This window comes from Mesorhizobium helmanticense, from assembly GCF_003034915.1.
Taxonomy (GTDB): Bacteria; Pseudomonadota; Alphaproteobacteria; order Rhizobiales; family Rhizobiaceae; genus Mesorhizobium; species Mesorhizobium helmanticense.
The window spans coordinates 173,122-185,431 of the sequence record NZ_PZJX01000047.1 but is presented as its reverse complement, the minus strand read 5'-3'; the positions used below and the strand labels follow the sequence as shown (position 1 = coordinate 185,431).

Sequence of the window (12,310 nt, the reverse complement as noted above, 5' to 3'; positions counted from 1 at the left end):
GCCTCTTTGAGGCGAGTGCTGTAAATCGATCCTGGAGGCCAACACCCGGCAGCGCAGAGCGCCCCCGGGTGCTTTTTGGCTTTGCGTTTGCACGGGCTTTTGTTTGGACACTCGGCGCGAACGCATTATTTCTCGGGTCGGACCTGAACCGAGATCGAAGGACGACAGATGTTTGAATCGCTTCAGGAGCGCCTTGGCTCCATCCTGAACGGCCTGACCGGCCGCGGTGCCCTGTCCGAGGCGGATGTCTCGGCGGCACTGCGCGAGGTGCGTCGCGCGCTGCTCGAGGCGGACGTGGCGCTGGAAGTGGTGCGGTCCTTCACCGACAAGGTGCGTGAGAAGGCCGTCGGCGCCGCCGTGGTCAAGTCGATCAAGCCCGGCCAGATGGTCGTCAAGATCGTCCATGACGAGCTGGTCGAGATGCTCGGCGCCGAAGGCGTCGCCATCGACCTCAATGCGCCGGCGCCCGTCGTCATCATGATGGTCGGCCTGCAGGGTTCCGGCAAGACGACCACCTCGGCCAAGATCGCCAAGCGGCTTTCCGAGCGTCAGAACAAGAAAGTCCTGATGGCCTCGCTCGACACGCGGCGTCCGGCCGCGCAGGAGCAGCTCCGCCAGCTCGGCGAGCAGGTCAAGGTGGCGACGCTGCCTGTTGTCGCCGGCCAGAATCCGATCGACATCGCGCGCCGCGCCGTGCAGGCGGCCAAGCTCGGCGGTCATGACGTCGTCATCCTCGACACCGCCGGCCGCACCCATATCGACGAGCCGCTGATGGTCGAGATGGCCGACATCAAGAAGGTGTCGTCGCCGCACGAAATCCTGCTGGTCGCCGATTCGCTGACCGGCCAGGACGCCGTCAATCTGGCCAAGAGCTTCGACGAGCGCGTCGGCATTACCGGCCTCGTCTTGACCCGCATGGATGGCGACGGCCGCGGCGGCGCCGCCCTTTCCATGCGGGCCGTCACCGGCAAGCCGATCAAGCTGATCGGCACCGGCGAAAAGATGGACGGGCTTGAAGAGTTCCATCCCAAGCGCATCGCCGACCGCATCCTCGGCATGGGCGACATCGTCAGCCTCGTTGAAAAGGCCGCCGAGAACATCGACGCCGAGCAGGCGGCGGCGATGGCCAAGAAGATGCAGTCGGGCAAGTTCGACCTGAACGACCTTGCCAGCCAGCTTCAGCAAATGTCGAAGATGGGTGGCATGGGCGGCATCATGGGCATGATGCCGGGCATGGGCAAGATGAAGGACCAGATGGCTGCCGCTGGCCTCGACGACAAGATGTTCGGCCGCCAGCTCGCCATCATTTCGTCGATGACCAAGGCCGAGCGCGCCAACCCCGATATTCTCAAGCACTCGCGCAAGAAGCGCATCGCCGCCGGCTCCGGCACCGATGCGGCCGAGATCAACAAGCTGCTCAAGATGCATCGCGGGATGGCCGACATGATGAAGGCGATGGGCGGCAAGGGCAAAGGCGGCGGCCTCATGCGTGGCATGATGGGCGGCCTCGCCCAGAAGATGGGCCTCGGCGGCATGATGCCGGGCATGGGGGCCCCGGGCGGCATGATGGGTGGTGGCATGCCGGACCTGTCGAAGATGGACCCCAAGCAGCTCGAAGCCTTGCAGAAGCAGGCGCAGGCCGCCGGCCTCGGCGGCATGAAGGGCTTGCCCGGTGGCGGCGGACTGCCCGGATTGCCCGGCGGTATGAAACTTCCGGGGCTTCCCGGCCTGGGCGGCGGTGGGCTTCCTGGCCTCGGCAAGAAGAAGTGAGGACGCGATGAACGAAGAGAAGGACATGGCCGACGCACGCACGATGCTGGCCGGCTACCGCGCCTCGATCGACAACATCGACGCCGCCCTCATCCATATGCTGGCCGAGCGCTTTCGCTGCACCAAGGCGGTCGGCGTGCTGAAGGCGGAACATGGCCTGCCACCGGCCGATCCGGCACGCGAGCAGCAGCAGATTGCCCGTCTTCGCCAATTGGCGAAGGACGCTCATCTCGACCCGGATTTCGCGGAGAAATTCCTCAACTTCGTCGTCCGCGAAGTGATCAGACACCACGAACAGATCGCCGCTTCCAACGGCGTGACGAGAACCGGCTGAGACAAGTGCATATCGCCCAAAAGTGCGCAGCGGTTTTGGGATAACGATTTGCACAAGACAAAACCGTAAACCGACTAACGAATCAGAGCTTTTAGGAGAAAAGAAATGCCATTGAAGATCAGACTGGCCCGTGCGGGCTCGAAGAAGCGTCCCTATTACCACGTCGTCGTCGCCGACGCCCGTTCGCCGCGCGACGGCCGTTTCATCGAGTCGCTCGGCTCGTGGAACCCGCTGCTGCCGAAGGACGGCGAACGCGTCAAGGTCGACGCCGACCGCGTCAAGCACTGGCTGTCGCACGGCGCCCAGCCGACCGACCGCGTGCTGCGCTTCCTCGACGAGGCCGGCCTTGCCAAGCGCGACGCCCGCTCCAACCCGAAGAAGGCCGAGCCCGGCAAGAAGGCGCAGGAGCGCGCCGCCCTGCTGAAGAAGGCACAGGAAGATGCCGCCGCCGCTGTTGCAGCCGCTGCGGCCGCGCCGGCCGAGGCGGAAGCCGCCACCGCCGAGTAAACATCGCTTTATCGCATCGACAAAACGGCGGGCCTGTGCCCGCCGTTTTGCTATTGTTCGACCATGATAGGCATTCCGGCAGCTGGGTCAGATGAGCGAACAGGCAATTGCGGAAGAAACCCTGTCCGGCCGCGTCGCAGGAAAGCTATTGCGATGCACGGATGCCACGACCGGTGTCGTGGTATTGAGCGGGTCGAGCGGCCGTGTCGACATTGCGCGCGCACGGCTGTTCGCCAATGAGGGTGCGTCTGCCTTGGCTCTCCAGTGGTTTGGCGGCGAAGGTCAGATTCCTGGAATATGCGAGATTCCTCTCGAAACGTTTTTCGCAGCAACCGACTGTCTTGTTGCACTTGGATGTCGGCGCATCGTCTATGTCGGGACGTCGAAAGGCGCCGAGGCATCCTTGCTGGCGGCGGCTCACGATCCACGCATAGACGCCGTGGTTGCGATCAGCCCGACATCGGTCGTCTGGGGAAATATCGGGCCCGGGCGCGATGGCATCAGTTGGCCCGAACGATCGTCATGGACGCTCAAGGGGGTTCCTTGCCCGTTTGTCCCAAGCAATCCCGATTGGAGCGCTGAGTACGTCGACGGTCTGGCGTCCTATCGGGGACTTTTCCAGCGCAGCTTGCAAACCTTCGGGGACGAGGCGAACAAGGCCGCCATTCCCGTTGAGACGACTTCGGCGGAGATTGTGTTGGTTGCAGGTGGCGATGATGCGCTGTGGCCGTCCCTGGATTTTGCCGAATCGATTGTCCGACGTCGCATGGCTGCGGGAAAGACCACGCGCCTCGTTTCGGCGCCCGATGCGGGCCATCGAATTCTTTTGCCGGGTGAAAACACCCCGCGGTCGGGATCGCATGCGCATGGCGGCAATGATGCCGCAGATGCAAGCCTTGGACGAGAAGCCTGGGACTATATCCGGGAACTGCTCTAATCTATGCATGAAAACAGCGGGCCTGTGCCCGCCGTTTTGCCATTGTCGGAGACCAGAGCCGCTATTTCTCAGCAACTTTTCTCAGATTGGCGAGGCCAGCCTACCGGCTGAACGGGATCAGTGCGCGCACCCTTGGGTCGCGCAGATACAGGCCGCCCCACAGGATGATGCCGAGATAGACGCCGAACAGCGTGTGCGACAATAGCGGGTTGCCAACACGCATATTGGTGGCGATGGCGCCGCCGAGATAGGCGGTGAGCAGGATGGCGCCGAGCATCGAGGTGCGCGGCAAGGCGTAGAGTGCGGTCGAGATCAGCCCTATGATGCCGAGCATGCGCGCGACGTTTGCATCGGCCGGCCAGCCAAGCGGCACCATGGTCTGCGTGACGACATCGAGCGGCGGCAGCTTGATGACGCCGTCGAAGATCATGAACAGCACGATGATGGCGCTGAGCACGCGGCCGGTCCACAGCGCAGGCGACGACACGGATGTCGATTGGGCAATGGTCATTGGTGTTCCCTCCGTTGTTTCGGACACTGGCCTTGTTCGCCAGGTTCGAAGCAAGGACGCATCACAAGGCGGCGATCCGACACGGTCTGGAAACTTTTTCTCGCCAGGCCCCGATACAGCACACATGCAAGCTCAGCCGCCAGCGACATCGCCATGTCGCCTGTGTACCGGGGACTATCGGCATAACCTCGCCACGGGTAATTAGGCACGTTCCAAGGTGTCAGTCGGAGAATGGCAATGAGCGGCGAGACCGACCTGAGGAAACTTCTGGCGACGATGACGCCGCAATTGCTTGCCGGCATCCATGTCTTCGTCACCTTGCCGCCCGCTGTGCCGGTTCCCGGCACCCTCGACCCGGTGATGCAGTTTCGCGAGCGCGAGGGCACGACGCTGATCGTGCTCGAGGATCAAGCGAGGGCGGCCGGCCTGGACGGCGTATTTCCAAGCCGCATGATCACCTTGAACGTCCATTCGTCACTGGAAGCCGTCGGTTTCCTCGCCGCCATCACCGCGCGGCTGGCCAGCGCCGGCATGGGCGTCAATCCGGTCTCGGCATTTTACCACGATCACCTGTTTGTCCCCGCCGACCGGGCCGAAGAGGCGCTCATCCTCTTGCAACAGCTGGCGGACGGTGACGGCTGAGTTTGACAGGAGTGTGTAAATCACGTAAATTACGTCAAATACGTAAATTGTGCGATCTGGGACAAAGTCACCATGCGAGAAGTTCCTGCCACCGAATTCGCCCGCAATTTCGGACGCTACCGCGAAATCGTGCAGCGGGAGCCCGTCGCCGTGATGAGTCACGGCCGCCCCACAGGCTATTTTGTTTCGGCCGTCGAGTACGAAGACCTTCAGCGCTACAAGAATCTGGTCCGGCAATCGTTTGCGACGAAGGATCTACAGCGCGAGGAAGTCGAGGCCATCGCCAGCGGCCGCATGTCGTTAGAGCATGATCATCTCAATGCCCTGATGGACGCCAAGTAAGGCATGCCCCTTCCCGATCCGCAGCTCGGCCTCGTCATCTCCTACGCGTATCTGTGGCACCATGAGCATCAAGCTGGACAGGATGAAGGTCGGAAGGATCGCCCCTGCGTGGTCGTGCTGGCCGTTGATCGCGGCGCCGATGGCCTGATCGTTACTGTAGTGCCTGTCACGCACGTGCCACCGACGGACCCGCTATTGGCGATCGAGCTGCCGCCTGCCGTCAAACGTCACTTGGGCCTCGACGGTGAGCGCTCGTGGGTGATGCTTCACGAAGGCAATCGCTTTGCGTGGCCGGGTTACGACCTTCGTCCGGTGCCGCGCTCCACCGACCGATATGACTACGGCCTGCTGCCTCCGCGCCTGTTTTTATTGATGGTGGAGCGCTTTAAGACTATTTGGGAAACAGGGTTGGGCCGTCCGGTGCCGCGCGATTGACCCGGGTCAACATAACCGAGCCCGCCACGTGCACCAGCGAGACGGCCGTGAGCGAAACATCCCGGCCGAAGGCCGAGCCCGCGACTGCGGGCCGCCGGTCGTCCGGCTCGCCCGCGCAGGGCCCGCCGCGGCAGCGGCGATACGGCCCGTGAGCGAAAACTAAGCCGCCTTCTTCTTCGGTTGGATCAGTCCGCGCTCGACCAGCAGCTCGGCGATCTGCACCGCATTGAGCGCTGCGCCCTTGCGCAGATTGTCGGAGACGATCCACATCGACAGGCCGTTGTCGATGGTCGAGTCTTCGCGGATGCGCGAGATGAAGGTGGCGTCCTCGCCGGCCGATTCGAGCGGCGTGATGTAGCCGCCGTCCTCGCGCTTGTCCAAGACCTGACAGCCAGGCGCGTCGCGCAGGATATCGCGCGCCTCGTCGGCGGTGATCGGCTTTTCGAACTCGATGTTGACCGCCTCCGAATGGCCGATGAACACTGGCACCCGCACGCACGTCGCCGTCAGCTTGATCTTGGGATCGAGCATCTTCTTGGTCTCGGCGACCATCTTCCACTCTTCCTTGGTGAAGCCGTCGTCGAGGAAGACGTCGATATGCGGAATGACGTTGAAGGCGATGCGCTTGGTGAACTTCTTGACGTCGACGGTATCGGCGACGAACACGGCCCGCGTCTGCGTGAACAGCTCGTCCATGCCTTCCTTGCCGGCGCCCGACACCGACTGGTAGGTGGCGACGACGACGCGCTTGATGGTGGCGAAATCATGCAGCGGCTTCAGCGCCACGACGAGCTGCGCCGTCGAGCAGTTCGGGTTGGCGATGATGTTCTTGCGGGTAAACAGCGAGATCGCGTCCGGGTTCACTTCCGGCACGATCAGCGGCACGTCCTGGTCGTAGCGGAAGGCCGACGAATTATCGATGACGACGCAGCCCTGCTTGCCGATCTTCGGCGACCATTCCTTGGAGACATTGCCGCCGGCCGACATGATGCAGATGTCGGTGTCGGAAAAGTCATATTGGTCGAGCGCCCTGACCTTCAGCGTGCGGTCGCCGAACGACACTTCCGTGCCCTGGCTGCGCCGCGAGGCCAGCGCCACCACTTCGCTCACCGGAAAGCCGCGCTCTTCCAGTATGTTGAGCATTTCCCGGCCCACATTGCCCGTGGCGCCGACGATCGCTACCTTGAAACTCATCAGAAATCTCCTGTCCCTCTCCACTCGGTTTTTGGAGAAAACCCGCCGGCCGATGCGGGCCTCAACCCCCGGGCCGGACCCGGGAGAGGGTGGTTAGGCCAAGGGAATCACACCGTTTTGGTGGTGGTTTTGCCACTTTCTTTGGCCAAGAATGGGGTTTTGCTGGAACGGGGTGACGCGCCGAGGCGCCCGGCCCAATGGTGTACATTGTGGCTGGGGATGTCGAATGCAAGGAGCGCCATCAAAAGGCCGCGCATCGATACTGTCCCGTTTGGAGCCGGCTTTTACGCGGTTTGCACAAAGAGTCAATTGCAACGAGCTCCGCGCTTGCCCTGTACAATGATGGCGGCGCGAAGTACGAACGGTGGGACCGTCCGGCTCATTGAGCGTCTCAGCGCCCGCCGACAAAAGGCCCATTGCCGGGCACAGAAGTATCCGAATTCCGAAAGAGCAAGATGTCCAATTTCGATAGTATTGTTGCTGCGCTGGCGGCTGCGCTGGAAAAACGCGGCTATGTTGCGCTGACGCCGGTGCAGAAGGCGGTTCTGGCTCCCGAGCTTGGCGAGGCCGACGCACTGGTTTCGGCGCAGACCGGCTCCGGCAAAACCGTCGCTTTCGGCCTCGCTTTGGCGCCGACCCTTCTCGGCGGTGCGGAGCGCTTTCCCCACGCCGCCGCCCCGCTGGCGCTGGCCGTGGCGCCGACGCGCGAGCTTGCCCTGCAGGTGACGCGCGAACTGGAATGGCTTTACGAGCTGACCGGCGCCACGGTCGCGTCCTGCGTCGGCGGCATGGACATGCGCACCGAGCGGCGCGCGCTCGAGCGCGGCGCGCATATTGTCGTCGGCACGCCCGGACGCTTGCGCGACCACATCACTCGCCACTCGCTCGACATGTCGGCGCTGAAGGCGGTGGTGCTCGACGAGGCCGACGAGATGCTCGACCTCGGCTTTCGCGAGGATCTCGAATTCATCCTCGACGCTGCTCCGGCCGAGCGCCGCACCCTGATGTTTTCCGCCACCGTGCCGCGCTCCATCGCCACGCTCGCCCAGGGCTACCAGCGCAATGCTGTGCGCATCTCGGCCGCCGGCGAGGAAAAGCAGCATCTCGACATCGAATACCGGGCTTTGAGCGTCGCCCCGGCCGACCGCGAGAACGCCATCATCAATGTGCTGCGCTATTACGAGGCCAAGAACGCGCTGGTGTTCTGCAACACCCGCGCCGCCGTCAACCATTTGACCGCGCGCTTCAACAACCGCAATTTCTCGGTCGTGGCGCTGTCCGGCGAGCTCAGCCAGAACGAACGCAGCCATGCGCTGCAGGCGATGCGCGACGGCCGCGCCAAAGTCTGCATCGCCACCGATGTCGCGGCGCGCGGCATCGACCTGCCCAATCTCGAACTGGTTGTCCATGCCGACCTGCCGACCAACCCGGAGACGCTGCTGCACCGCAGCGGGCGTACCGGTCGCGCCGGGCGAAAAGGCGTCAGCGCGCTGATCGTGCCCAACAGCGCCCGCCGGCGCACCGAACGCCTGCTGCAAAGTGCCGGCCTGACCGCCGCGTGGGCGAGCCCGCCCTCGGCCGACGACGTGCTCAGGCGCGACGACGAGCGCATCCTGGCCGATCCGTCCTTCGAGCAGCCGGTGAGCGATGACGAGCGCGGCTTCGTCGACACGCTTCTGGAAAGACATGGCGCCGAACTGGTGGCGGCCGCTTTCGTGCGCATGTGCCGCTCCAGCCGCTCGGCCCCCGAGGATCTCCTCGATGTCGCACCCTTCGCTCCATCCGGCGAAAAGTTTGCGCGCCGCGACGAAGCGCCCAGCCGCCGCGACGATTTCGGCGCCAGCGTCTGGTTCTCGCTGTCGGTCGGACGCCGGCAGAATGCCGAACCGCGCTGGCTGATCCCGATGCTGTGCCGCACCGGCAGCATCACCAAGCGCGAGATCGGCGCCATCAAGATGCAGCCGGAAGAAACCTTCGTGCAGATATCGGCCGATTGGGCCGACCGGTTCCTCGCCGCGATCGGGCCGGATCGCAAGCTGCAGAACAACATCGTGGTGAAGCGGCTGGACGGCACGCCCGACCTGTCGCGCGCCGGCTATCAGCCGCCAAGGCCCGACAAGAAGCCGCATCGCGGCAAGGGAGCGTTCGATCCGAACGCACCGAAGCCGAAATTCGAAAAGCGTGCGCCGGCCGGACAGCGCGACGCCGGTTCATTCGAGGCAAAACCCTGGGCGAAGAAGCCGGGCAAGCCGAAGTTCGAGACCAGCGGTGCGCCGAAACACAAGAAATCGAAGAAGCGGCCGACCTGATCATGGGCGCAGCGATCTGACGGGTTCCTCTCAGCTTTGCTGCCGAAGGGACAGGGCGAAGTTGGGGACGGCCTGCTTGTAACTGACACACAGCATTTCACGCTCACCTCTTGCGATCCGCCGCAACTCTAGACAGTCTGGCGAGACGCGAATGGGGGTGGGCAGGCATGCGCGGCGAAGTTCTTCACTATGACGAGACCCAGGGCTTCGGTTTCATCACCGGAGCCGACGGCAATCGCTACGGCTTTGCGCGCGAGAACCTGCGCCGCGAGACGTCGATGGCCAAGGGCGCGCTGGTCGAGTTCCAGCCTGGTGGCGGAAAAGCGCGCGACGTCTTTTCAATTCCCGCCCAGACGGCTGCGGCCGGTGCTCCTGCTGCGCCCGCACCGTCTCAGCCCGGCCATGCGCCCGAAACACCCAAGCCGCAACATTTCGGCCGGTCCGCCGAGAACGAGCCGGCTGCGGCCACCGGATTATGGGATTACTTCTGGCGGGGTCTGACCGAGAATTACTTCAACTTCGCCGGCCGCGCCCGCCGCAAGGAATATTGGGGTTATTGCCTGTTCTGGACGATCGCGCTGCTGGTGATTGGCGGCATCGGCGTCTTCATCGACGACGCCATGGCCAATCTCGACGAATTGCCGGTAGTGACAGTCGGCCTTTGCGGCCTCTTCCTGCTGGCGACAATCCTGCCATGGCTTGGTCTCAACGTGCGTCGCCTGCACGATATCGGCCTGACCGGCTGGCTCGTCCTGCTTGTCCTGATCCCGACCTTCGGCAGCCTGATCATTCTGGTCTTCGCGCTGATCCCAACCCAAGCACGCGAAAACCAGTGGGGGCCAGTGCCGGCGGGGGTGAAGACCACTTAGTCCTGACCTGAGTTAGTCTGCTACGGCTGCTCGCTAAAGGCGACCCGCTCGACGAGCTCGAAGTCTTTCAGAGCACGACCACGAAGGGCTTTCTTGTAGACCTCAATTGCGCGTGTCGTGACAATTTCAAATCTCGATCCGTCATAGGCAATTTCGCAGTCAACCACCTCATCCGGCCAAAGCCAGATCGAGAGAAGCATCTCGCTCTGCTCAGGAATGCTGGCGATCAGATATAGATGGCCTCTCTCGGTTGAATGTCGTTCGCAAACCAGCTGCAGCAACGATGCAAGGTGCTGGTCGCTGCGAAAGTCCACCTGGCGTTTGTGCTCGCCAAGAGTGTCTTTTTCGATGGCGCGTCGTACCTCGCCCATATGTCTGTCAGCCCAGGAACTTGGCGATGATCGCGTCGCCCATCTCGACCGTGCCGACCTCGGTCATGCCTTCGGACATGATGTCCTTGGTCCGCAGCCCGTCGTCCAGCACGGCGGCAATCGCGCCTTCGAGCTTGTCGGCTTCCGCCACCATGCCGAAGGAATAGCGCAGGCACATGGCGAAGGAGGCGATCATGGCGATCGGGTTGGCGATGCCCTTGCCGGCGATATCTGGCGCCGAGCCGTGTACCGGCTCGTAAAGCGCCTTGCGCTTCTTGGTCTTCACGTCAGGCGCGCCGAGCGAGGCTGAAGGCAGCATGCCGATCGAGCCGGTCAGCATGGCGGCGATGTCGGAGAGCATGTCGCCGAACAGATTGTCGGTGACGATGACGTCGAACTGCTTCGGCCAGCGCACCAGCTGCATGCCGCCGGCATCGGCCAGCATGTGGTCGAGCTTGACGTCGGAATAGCGCGCCTTGTGGGTCTGGGTGACGACCTCGTTCCACAACACGCCCGATTTCATGACGTTGCGCTTTTCCATCGAGGTGACGTGGTTCTTGCGGGTCCGCGCCAGCTCGAAGGCGACGCCGGAAATGCGCTCGATCTCGAACGTGTCGTAGACCTGGGTGTCGATGCCGCGCTTCTGGCCGTTGCCGAGGTCGATGATCTGCTTCGGCTCGCCGAAATAGACGCCGCCGGTCAGTTCGCGCACGATCAGTATGTCGAGCCCCTCGACCACCTCCTGCTTGAGCGAGGAGGACGCCGCCAGCGCCGGATAGCAGATCGCCGGCCTGAGATTGGCGAACAGCTCCATGTCCTTGCGCAGCCGCAGCAGCCCGGCTTCCGGGCGCACCTCGTAAGGCACCGTATCCCATTTTGGCCCGCCGACGGCGCCGAACAGCACGGCGTCGGCCGCCATCGCCTTTGCCATGTCAGCATCGGAGATCGCCGCGCCATGCGCGTCGTAGGCGCAGCCGCCGACCAGGCCCTCGTCGGTGGTAAAGCCGCTGCCAAGCCTGTCGTTCATGGCTGATATCAGCTTCTTCACTTCGGCCATCGCCTCGGGGCCGATGCCGTCGCCGGCAAGCAGGAGAAGATTTTTCGAAGCCATGGAGAACCGTCCCAATACTGTTTGGAGAAACCGCGGCCTTGCTAAACGCCAAGCGCCCGGTGCGCAAGCCTGCGCATGGGAAGCGTGGTCACCGATGCGAGAGAATGTTGACCAGCCGGCCGAACGGATCGCGCACATAGAAGCGCCGCACGCCCCAGGGCTCGTCGGCCGGTCCGTATTCGATGGCAAAGCCGGCGGTCTTCATTGCCTCGAACGCCGCATCGACATCGTCGACCTCGATCGACAGGTCCGGCACCGGCGTGCCGGAGCCGCCCTGGGCCATGAAGCTGACCTGCACCGTCATTTTCTCCTGCGAGCCATAGGTGGCGATCCAGCCCAGATCCATCTTGAGATCGAGGCCGAGCACGTCCTGGTAGAAGCGCTTCGCCGCTGAGATGTCCTGCGTTTCGATGTTGGCTACGATGCGCTTTACTTCCATGACCGTGCTCAGGCCATGCGCCGCAGCGCCGTGACTTCGATCTCGATCTTCATCTCGGGCTTGTTGAGCTGGCAGACGATCATCGTCGCCGCCGGTCTGATCTCGCCAAACGCCTCGCCGAGGATCGGGAAGACGACATCCACGAAAGCCTGGTCGGTGATGTAGTAATGCGCCCGCACCACATCGGCCATCTCGAAGCCGCCATCTCCGAGTGCCTTGGCGATCGTCGCCAAGCAATTGCGCGTCTGCGCCTCGACCGTCTCCGGCATCGTCATCGTCGCATAGTCGTAGCCGGTCGTTCCGGAGACGAAGCACCAGTCGCCCTGCACCACCGCGCGCGAATAGCCGGCGGTTTCTTCGAAGGGCGAACCGGTGGAGATGAGTTTGCGCATGGTGCCTCGCGGTGGTTGTGGGCATCCTGAAGGTATAGGGCCCGCCCGGCCATGGGCCAGAGGCAACCGATTGTTGTTAAGGACTGAGAGCGCCGACTTTGGAGATTGGCCGAACCTTTCGCGTCTTCGTCATTCTATGGCGAAGCA

General features: G+C 63.3%; 15 protein-coding genes. 9 read left to right on the top strand and 6 right to left on the bottom strand.

The genetic code is table 11. The features are described 5' to 3' along the window. Positions 1–168 precede the first annotated feature (168 nt). From ffh to C9427_RS26125, 4 genes are all read left to right on the top strand, one after another. Positions 169–1,770 carry a signal recognition particle protein gene (gene ffh, locus C9427_RS26140; protein WP_107651944.1) on the top strand — a complete coding sequence of 534 codons (1,602 nt, stop codon included), beginning with the start codon at positions 169–171 and terminating at the stop codon, positions 1,768–1,770. Positions 1,771–1,777: 7 nt separating this feature from the next. Beyond that, complete coding sequence (locus C9427_RS26135) at positions 1,778–2,104, top strand: chorismate mutase (RefSeq protein WP_107651943.1); 327 nt, start codon at positions 1,778–1,780, stop codon at positions 2,102–2,104. Positions 2,105–2,209: 105 nt separating this feature from the next. Then, complete coding sequence (gene rpsP, locus C9427_RS26130) at positions 2,210–2,611, top strand: 30S ribosomal protein S16 (RefSeq protein ID WP_107651942.1); 402 nt, start codon at positions 2,210–2,212, stop codon at positions 2,609–2,611. 91 nt (positions 2,612–2,702) lie between these two features. Continuing rightward, complete coding sequence (locus C9427_RS26125) at positions 2,703–3,548, top strand: acyl-CoA thioester hydrolase/BAAT C-terminal domain-containing protein (protein ID WP_107651941.1); 846 nt, start codon at positions 2,703–2,705, stop codon at positions 3,546–3,548. A 100-nt stretch (positions 3,549–3,648) separates the two neighbouring features. Here C9427_RS26125 and C9427_RS26120 read toward each other — a convergent pair whose 3' ends face one another. Next, positions 3,649–4,059 carry a DoxX family protein gene (locus tag C9427_RS26120; protein ID WP_107651940.1) on the bottom strand — a complete coding sequence of 137 codons (411 nt, stop codon included), beginning with the start codon at positions 4,057–4,059 and terminating at the stop codon, positions 3,649–3,651. A 237-nt stretch (positions 4,060–4,296) separates the two neighbouring features. On the opposite strand from C9427_RS26120, the gene C9427_RS26115 reads away from it, so the two are divergent. From C9427_RS26115 to C9427_RS26105, 3 genes are all read left to right on the top strand, one after another. Further along, positions 4,297–4,701 (top strand): ACT domain-containing protein, encoded by a 405-nt coding sequence (locus tag C9427_RS26115; RefSeq protein ID WP_107651939.1) that lies wholly within the window; start codon positions 4,297–4,299, stop codon positions 4,699–4,701. 72 nt (positions 4,702–4,773) lie between these two features. Further along, positions 4,774–5,043 carry a type II toxin-antitoxin system Phd/YefM family antitoxin gene (locus C9427_RS26110; protein ID WP_107651938.1) on the top strand — a complete coding sequence of 90 codons (270 nt, stop codon included), beginning with the start codon at positions 4,774–4,776 and terminating at the stop codon, positions 5,041–5,043. 3 nt (positions 5,044–5,046) lie between these two features. Continuing rightward, positions 5,047–5,478 (top strand): type II toxin-antitoxin system PemK/MazF family toxin, encoded by a 432-nt coding sequence (locus C9427_RS26105; RefSeq protein ID WP_107651937.1) that lies wholly within the window; start codon positions 5,047–5,049, stop codon positions 5,476–5,478. A gap of 159 nt (positions 5,479–5,637) precedes the next feature. On the opposite strand, the gene C9427_RS26100 is transcribed toward C9427_RS26105, so the two are convergent. After that, positions 5,638–6,672, bottom strand: a complete 1,035-nt coding sequence (locus C9427_RS26100) for an aspartate-semialdehyde dehydrogenase (protein ID WP_107651936.1) — start codon at positions 6,670–6,672, stop codon at positions 5,638–5,640. Between the two features lie 455 nt (positions 6,673–7,127). On the opposite strand from C9427_RS26100, the gene C9427_RS26095 reads away from it, so the two are divergent. Both C9427_RS26095 and C9427_RS26090 read left to right on the top strand, forming a co-directional pair. Beyond that, positions 7,128–8,981 (top strand): DEAD/DEAH box helicase, encoded by a 1,854-nt coding sequence (locus tag C9427_RS26095; protein WP_107651935.1) that lies wholly within the window; start codon positions 7,128–7,130, stop codon positions 8,979–8,981. 167 nt (positions 8,982–9,148) lie between these two features. Continuing rightward, the gene (locus C9427_RS26090; RefSeq protein WP_107651934.1) at positions 9,149–9,850 is read left to right on the top strand and encodes a DUF805 domain-containing protein; all 702 of its coding nucleotides are present in this window, start codon (positions 9,149–9,151) and stop codon (positions 9,848–9,850) included. 20 nt (positions 9,851–9,870) lie between these two features. Here the strand turns inward: C9427_RS26090 and C9427_RS26085 are convergent, their stop codons facing one another. The 4 genes from C9427_RS26085 to C9427_RS26070 form a co-directional block, all read right to left on the bottom strand. Then, a complete protein-coding gene (locus C9427_RS26085) occupies positions 9,871–10,221 on the bottom strand; it encodes a hypothetical protein (RefSeq protein WP_107651933.1) in 351 nt (116 codons plus the stop codon). Positions 10,222–10,228: 7 nt separating this feature from the next. After that, complete coding sequence (gene leuB / locus C9427_RS26080; protein WP_107651932.1) at positions 10,229–11,332, bottom strand: 3-isopropylmalate dehydrogenase; 1,104 nt, start codon at positions 11,330–11,332, stop codon at positions 10,229–10,231. A gap of 88 nt (positions 11,333–11,420) precedes the next feature. Next, positions 11,421–11,771 carry a VOC family protein gene (locus tag C9427_RS26075; RefSeq protein ID WP_107651931.1) on the bottom strand — a complete coding sequence of 117 codons (351 nt, stop codon included), beginning with the start codon at positions 11,769–11,771 and terminating at the stop codon, positions 11,421–11,423. Positions 11,772–11,779: 8 nt separating this feature from the next. Continuing rightward, a complete protein-coding gene (locus C9427_RS26070; RefSeq protein ID WP_107651930.1) occupies positions 11,780–12,163 on the bottom strand; it encodes a RidA family protein in 384 nt (127 codons plus the stop codon). Positions 12,164–12,310 lie beyond the last annotated feature (147 nt).

What these genes read in the sequence shown, in the direction of transcription:
- ffh (WP_107651944.1), top strand. Translation starts at nt 169, where the DNA reads ATGTTTGAATCGCTTCAGGAGCGCCTTGGCTCCATCCTGAACGGCCTG.
- C9427_RS26135 (WP_107651943.1), top strand. Translation starts at nt 1,778, where the DNA reads ATGAACGAAGAGAAGGACATGGCCGACGCACGCACGATGCTGGCCGGC.
- rpsP (WP_107651942.1), top strand. Translation starts at nt 2,210, where the DNA reads ATGCCATTGAAGATCAGACTGGCCCGTGCGGGCTCGAAGAAGCGTCCC.
- C9427_RS26125 (WP_107651941.1), top strand. Translation starts at nt 2,703, where the DNA reads ATGAGCGAACAGGCAATTGCGGAAGAAACCCTGTCCGGCCGCGTCGCA.
- C9427_RS26120 (WP_107651940.1), bottom strand. Translation starts at nt 4,059, where the DNA reads ATGACCATTGCCCAATCGACATCCGTGTCGTCGCCTGCGCTGTGGACC.
- C9427_RS26115 (WP_107651939.1), top strand. Translation starts at nt 4,297, where the DNA reads ATGAGCGGCGAGACCGACCTGAGGAAACTTCTGGCGACGATGACGCCG.
- C9427_RS26110 (WP_107651938.1), top strand. Translation starts at nt 4,774, where the DNA reads ATGCGAGAAGTTCCTGCCACCGAATTCGCCCGCAATTTCGGACGCTAC.
- C9427_RS26105 (WP_107651937.1), top strand. Translation starts at nt 5,047, where the DNA reads ATGCCCCTTCCCGATCCGCAGCTCGGCCTCGTCATCTCCTACGCGTAT.
- C9427_RS26100 (WP_107651936.1), bottom strand. Translation starts at nt 6,672, where the DNA reads ATGAGTTTCAAGGTAGCGATCGTCGGCGCCACGGGCAATGTGGGCCGG.
- C9427_RS26095 (WP_107651935.1), top strand. Translation starts at nt 7,128, where the DNA reads ATGTCCAATTTCGATAGTATTGTTGCTGCGCTGGCGGCTGCGCTGGAA.
- C9427_RS26090 (WP_107651934.1), top strand. Translation starts at nt 9,149, where the DNA reads ATGCGCGGCGAAGTTCTTCACTATGACGAGACCCAGGGCTTCGGTTTC.
- C9427_RS26085 (WP_107651933.1), bottom strand. Translation starts at nt 10,221, where the DNA reads ATGGGCGAGGTACGACGCGCCATCGAAAAAGACACTCTTGGCGAGCAC.
- leuB (WP_107651932.1), bottom strand. Translation starts at nt 11,332, where the DNA reads ATGGCTTCGAAAAATCTTCTCCTGCTTGCCGGCGACGGCATCGGCCCC.
- C9427_RS26075 (WP_107651931.1), bottom strand. Translation starts at nt 11,771, where the DNA reads ATGGAAGTAAAGCGCATCGTAGCCAACATCGAAACGCAGGACATCTCA.
- C9427_RS26070 (WP_107651930.1), bottom strand. Translation starts at nt 12,163, where the DNA reads ATGCGCAAACTCATCTCCACCGGTTCGCCCTTCGAAGAAACCGCCGGC.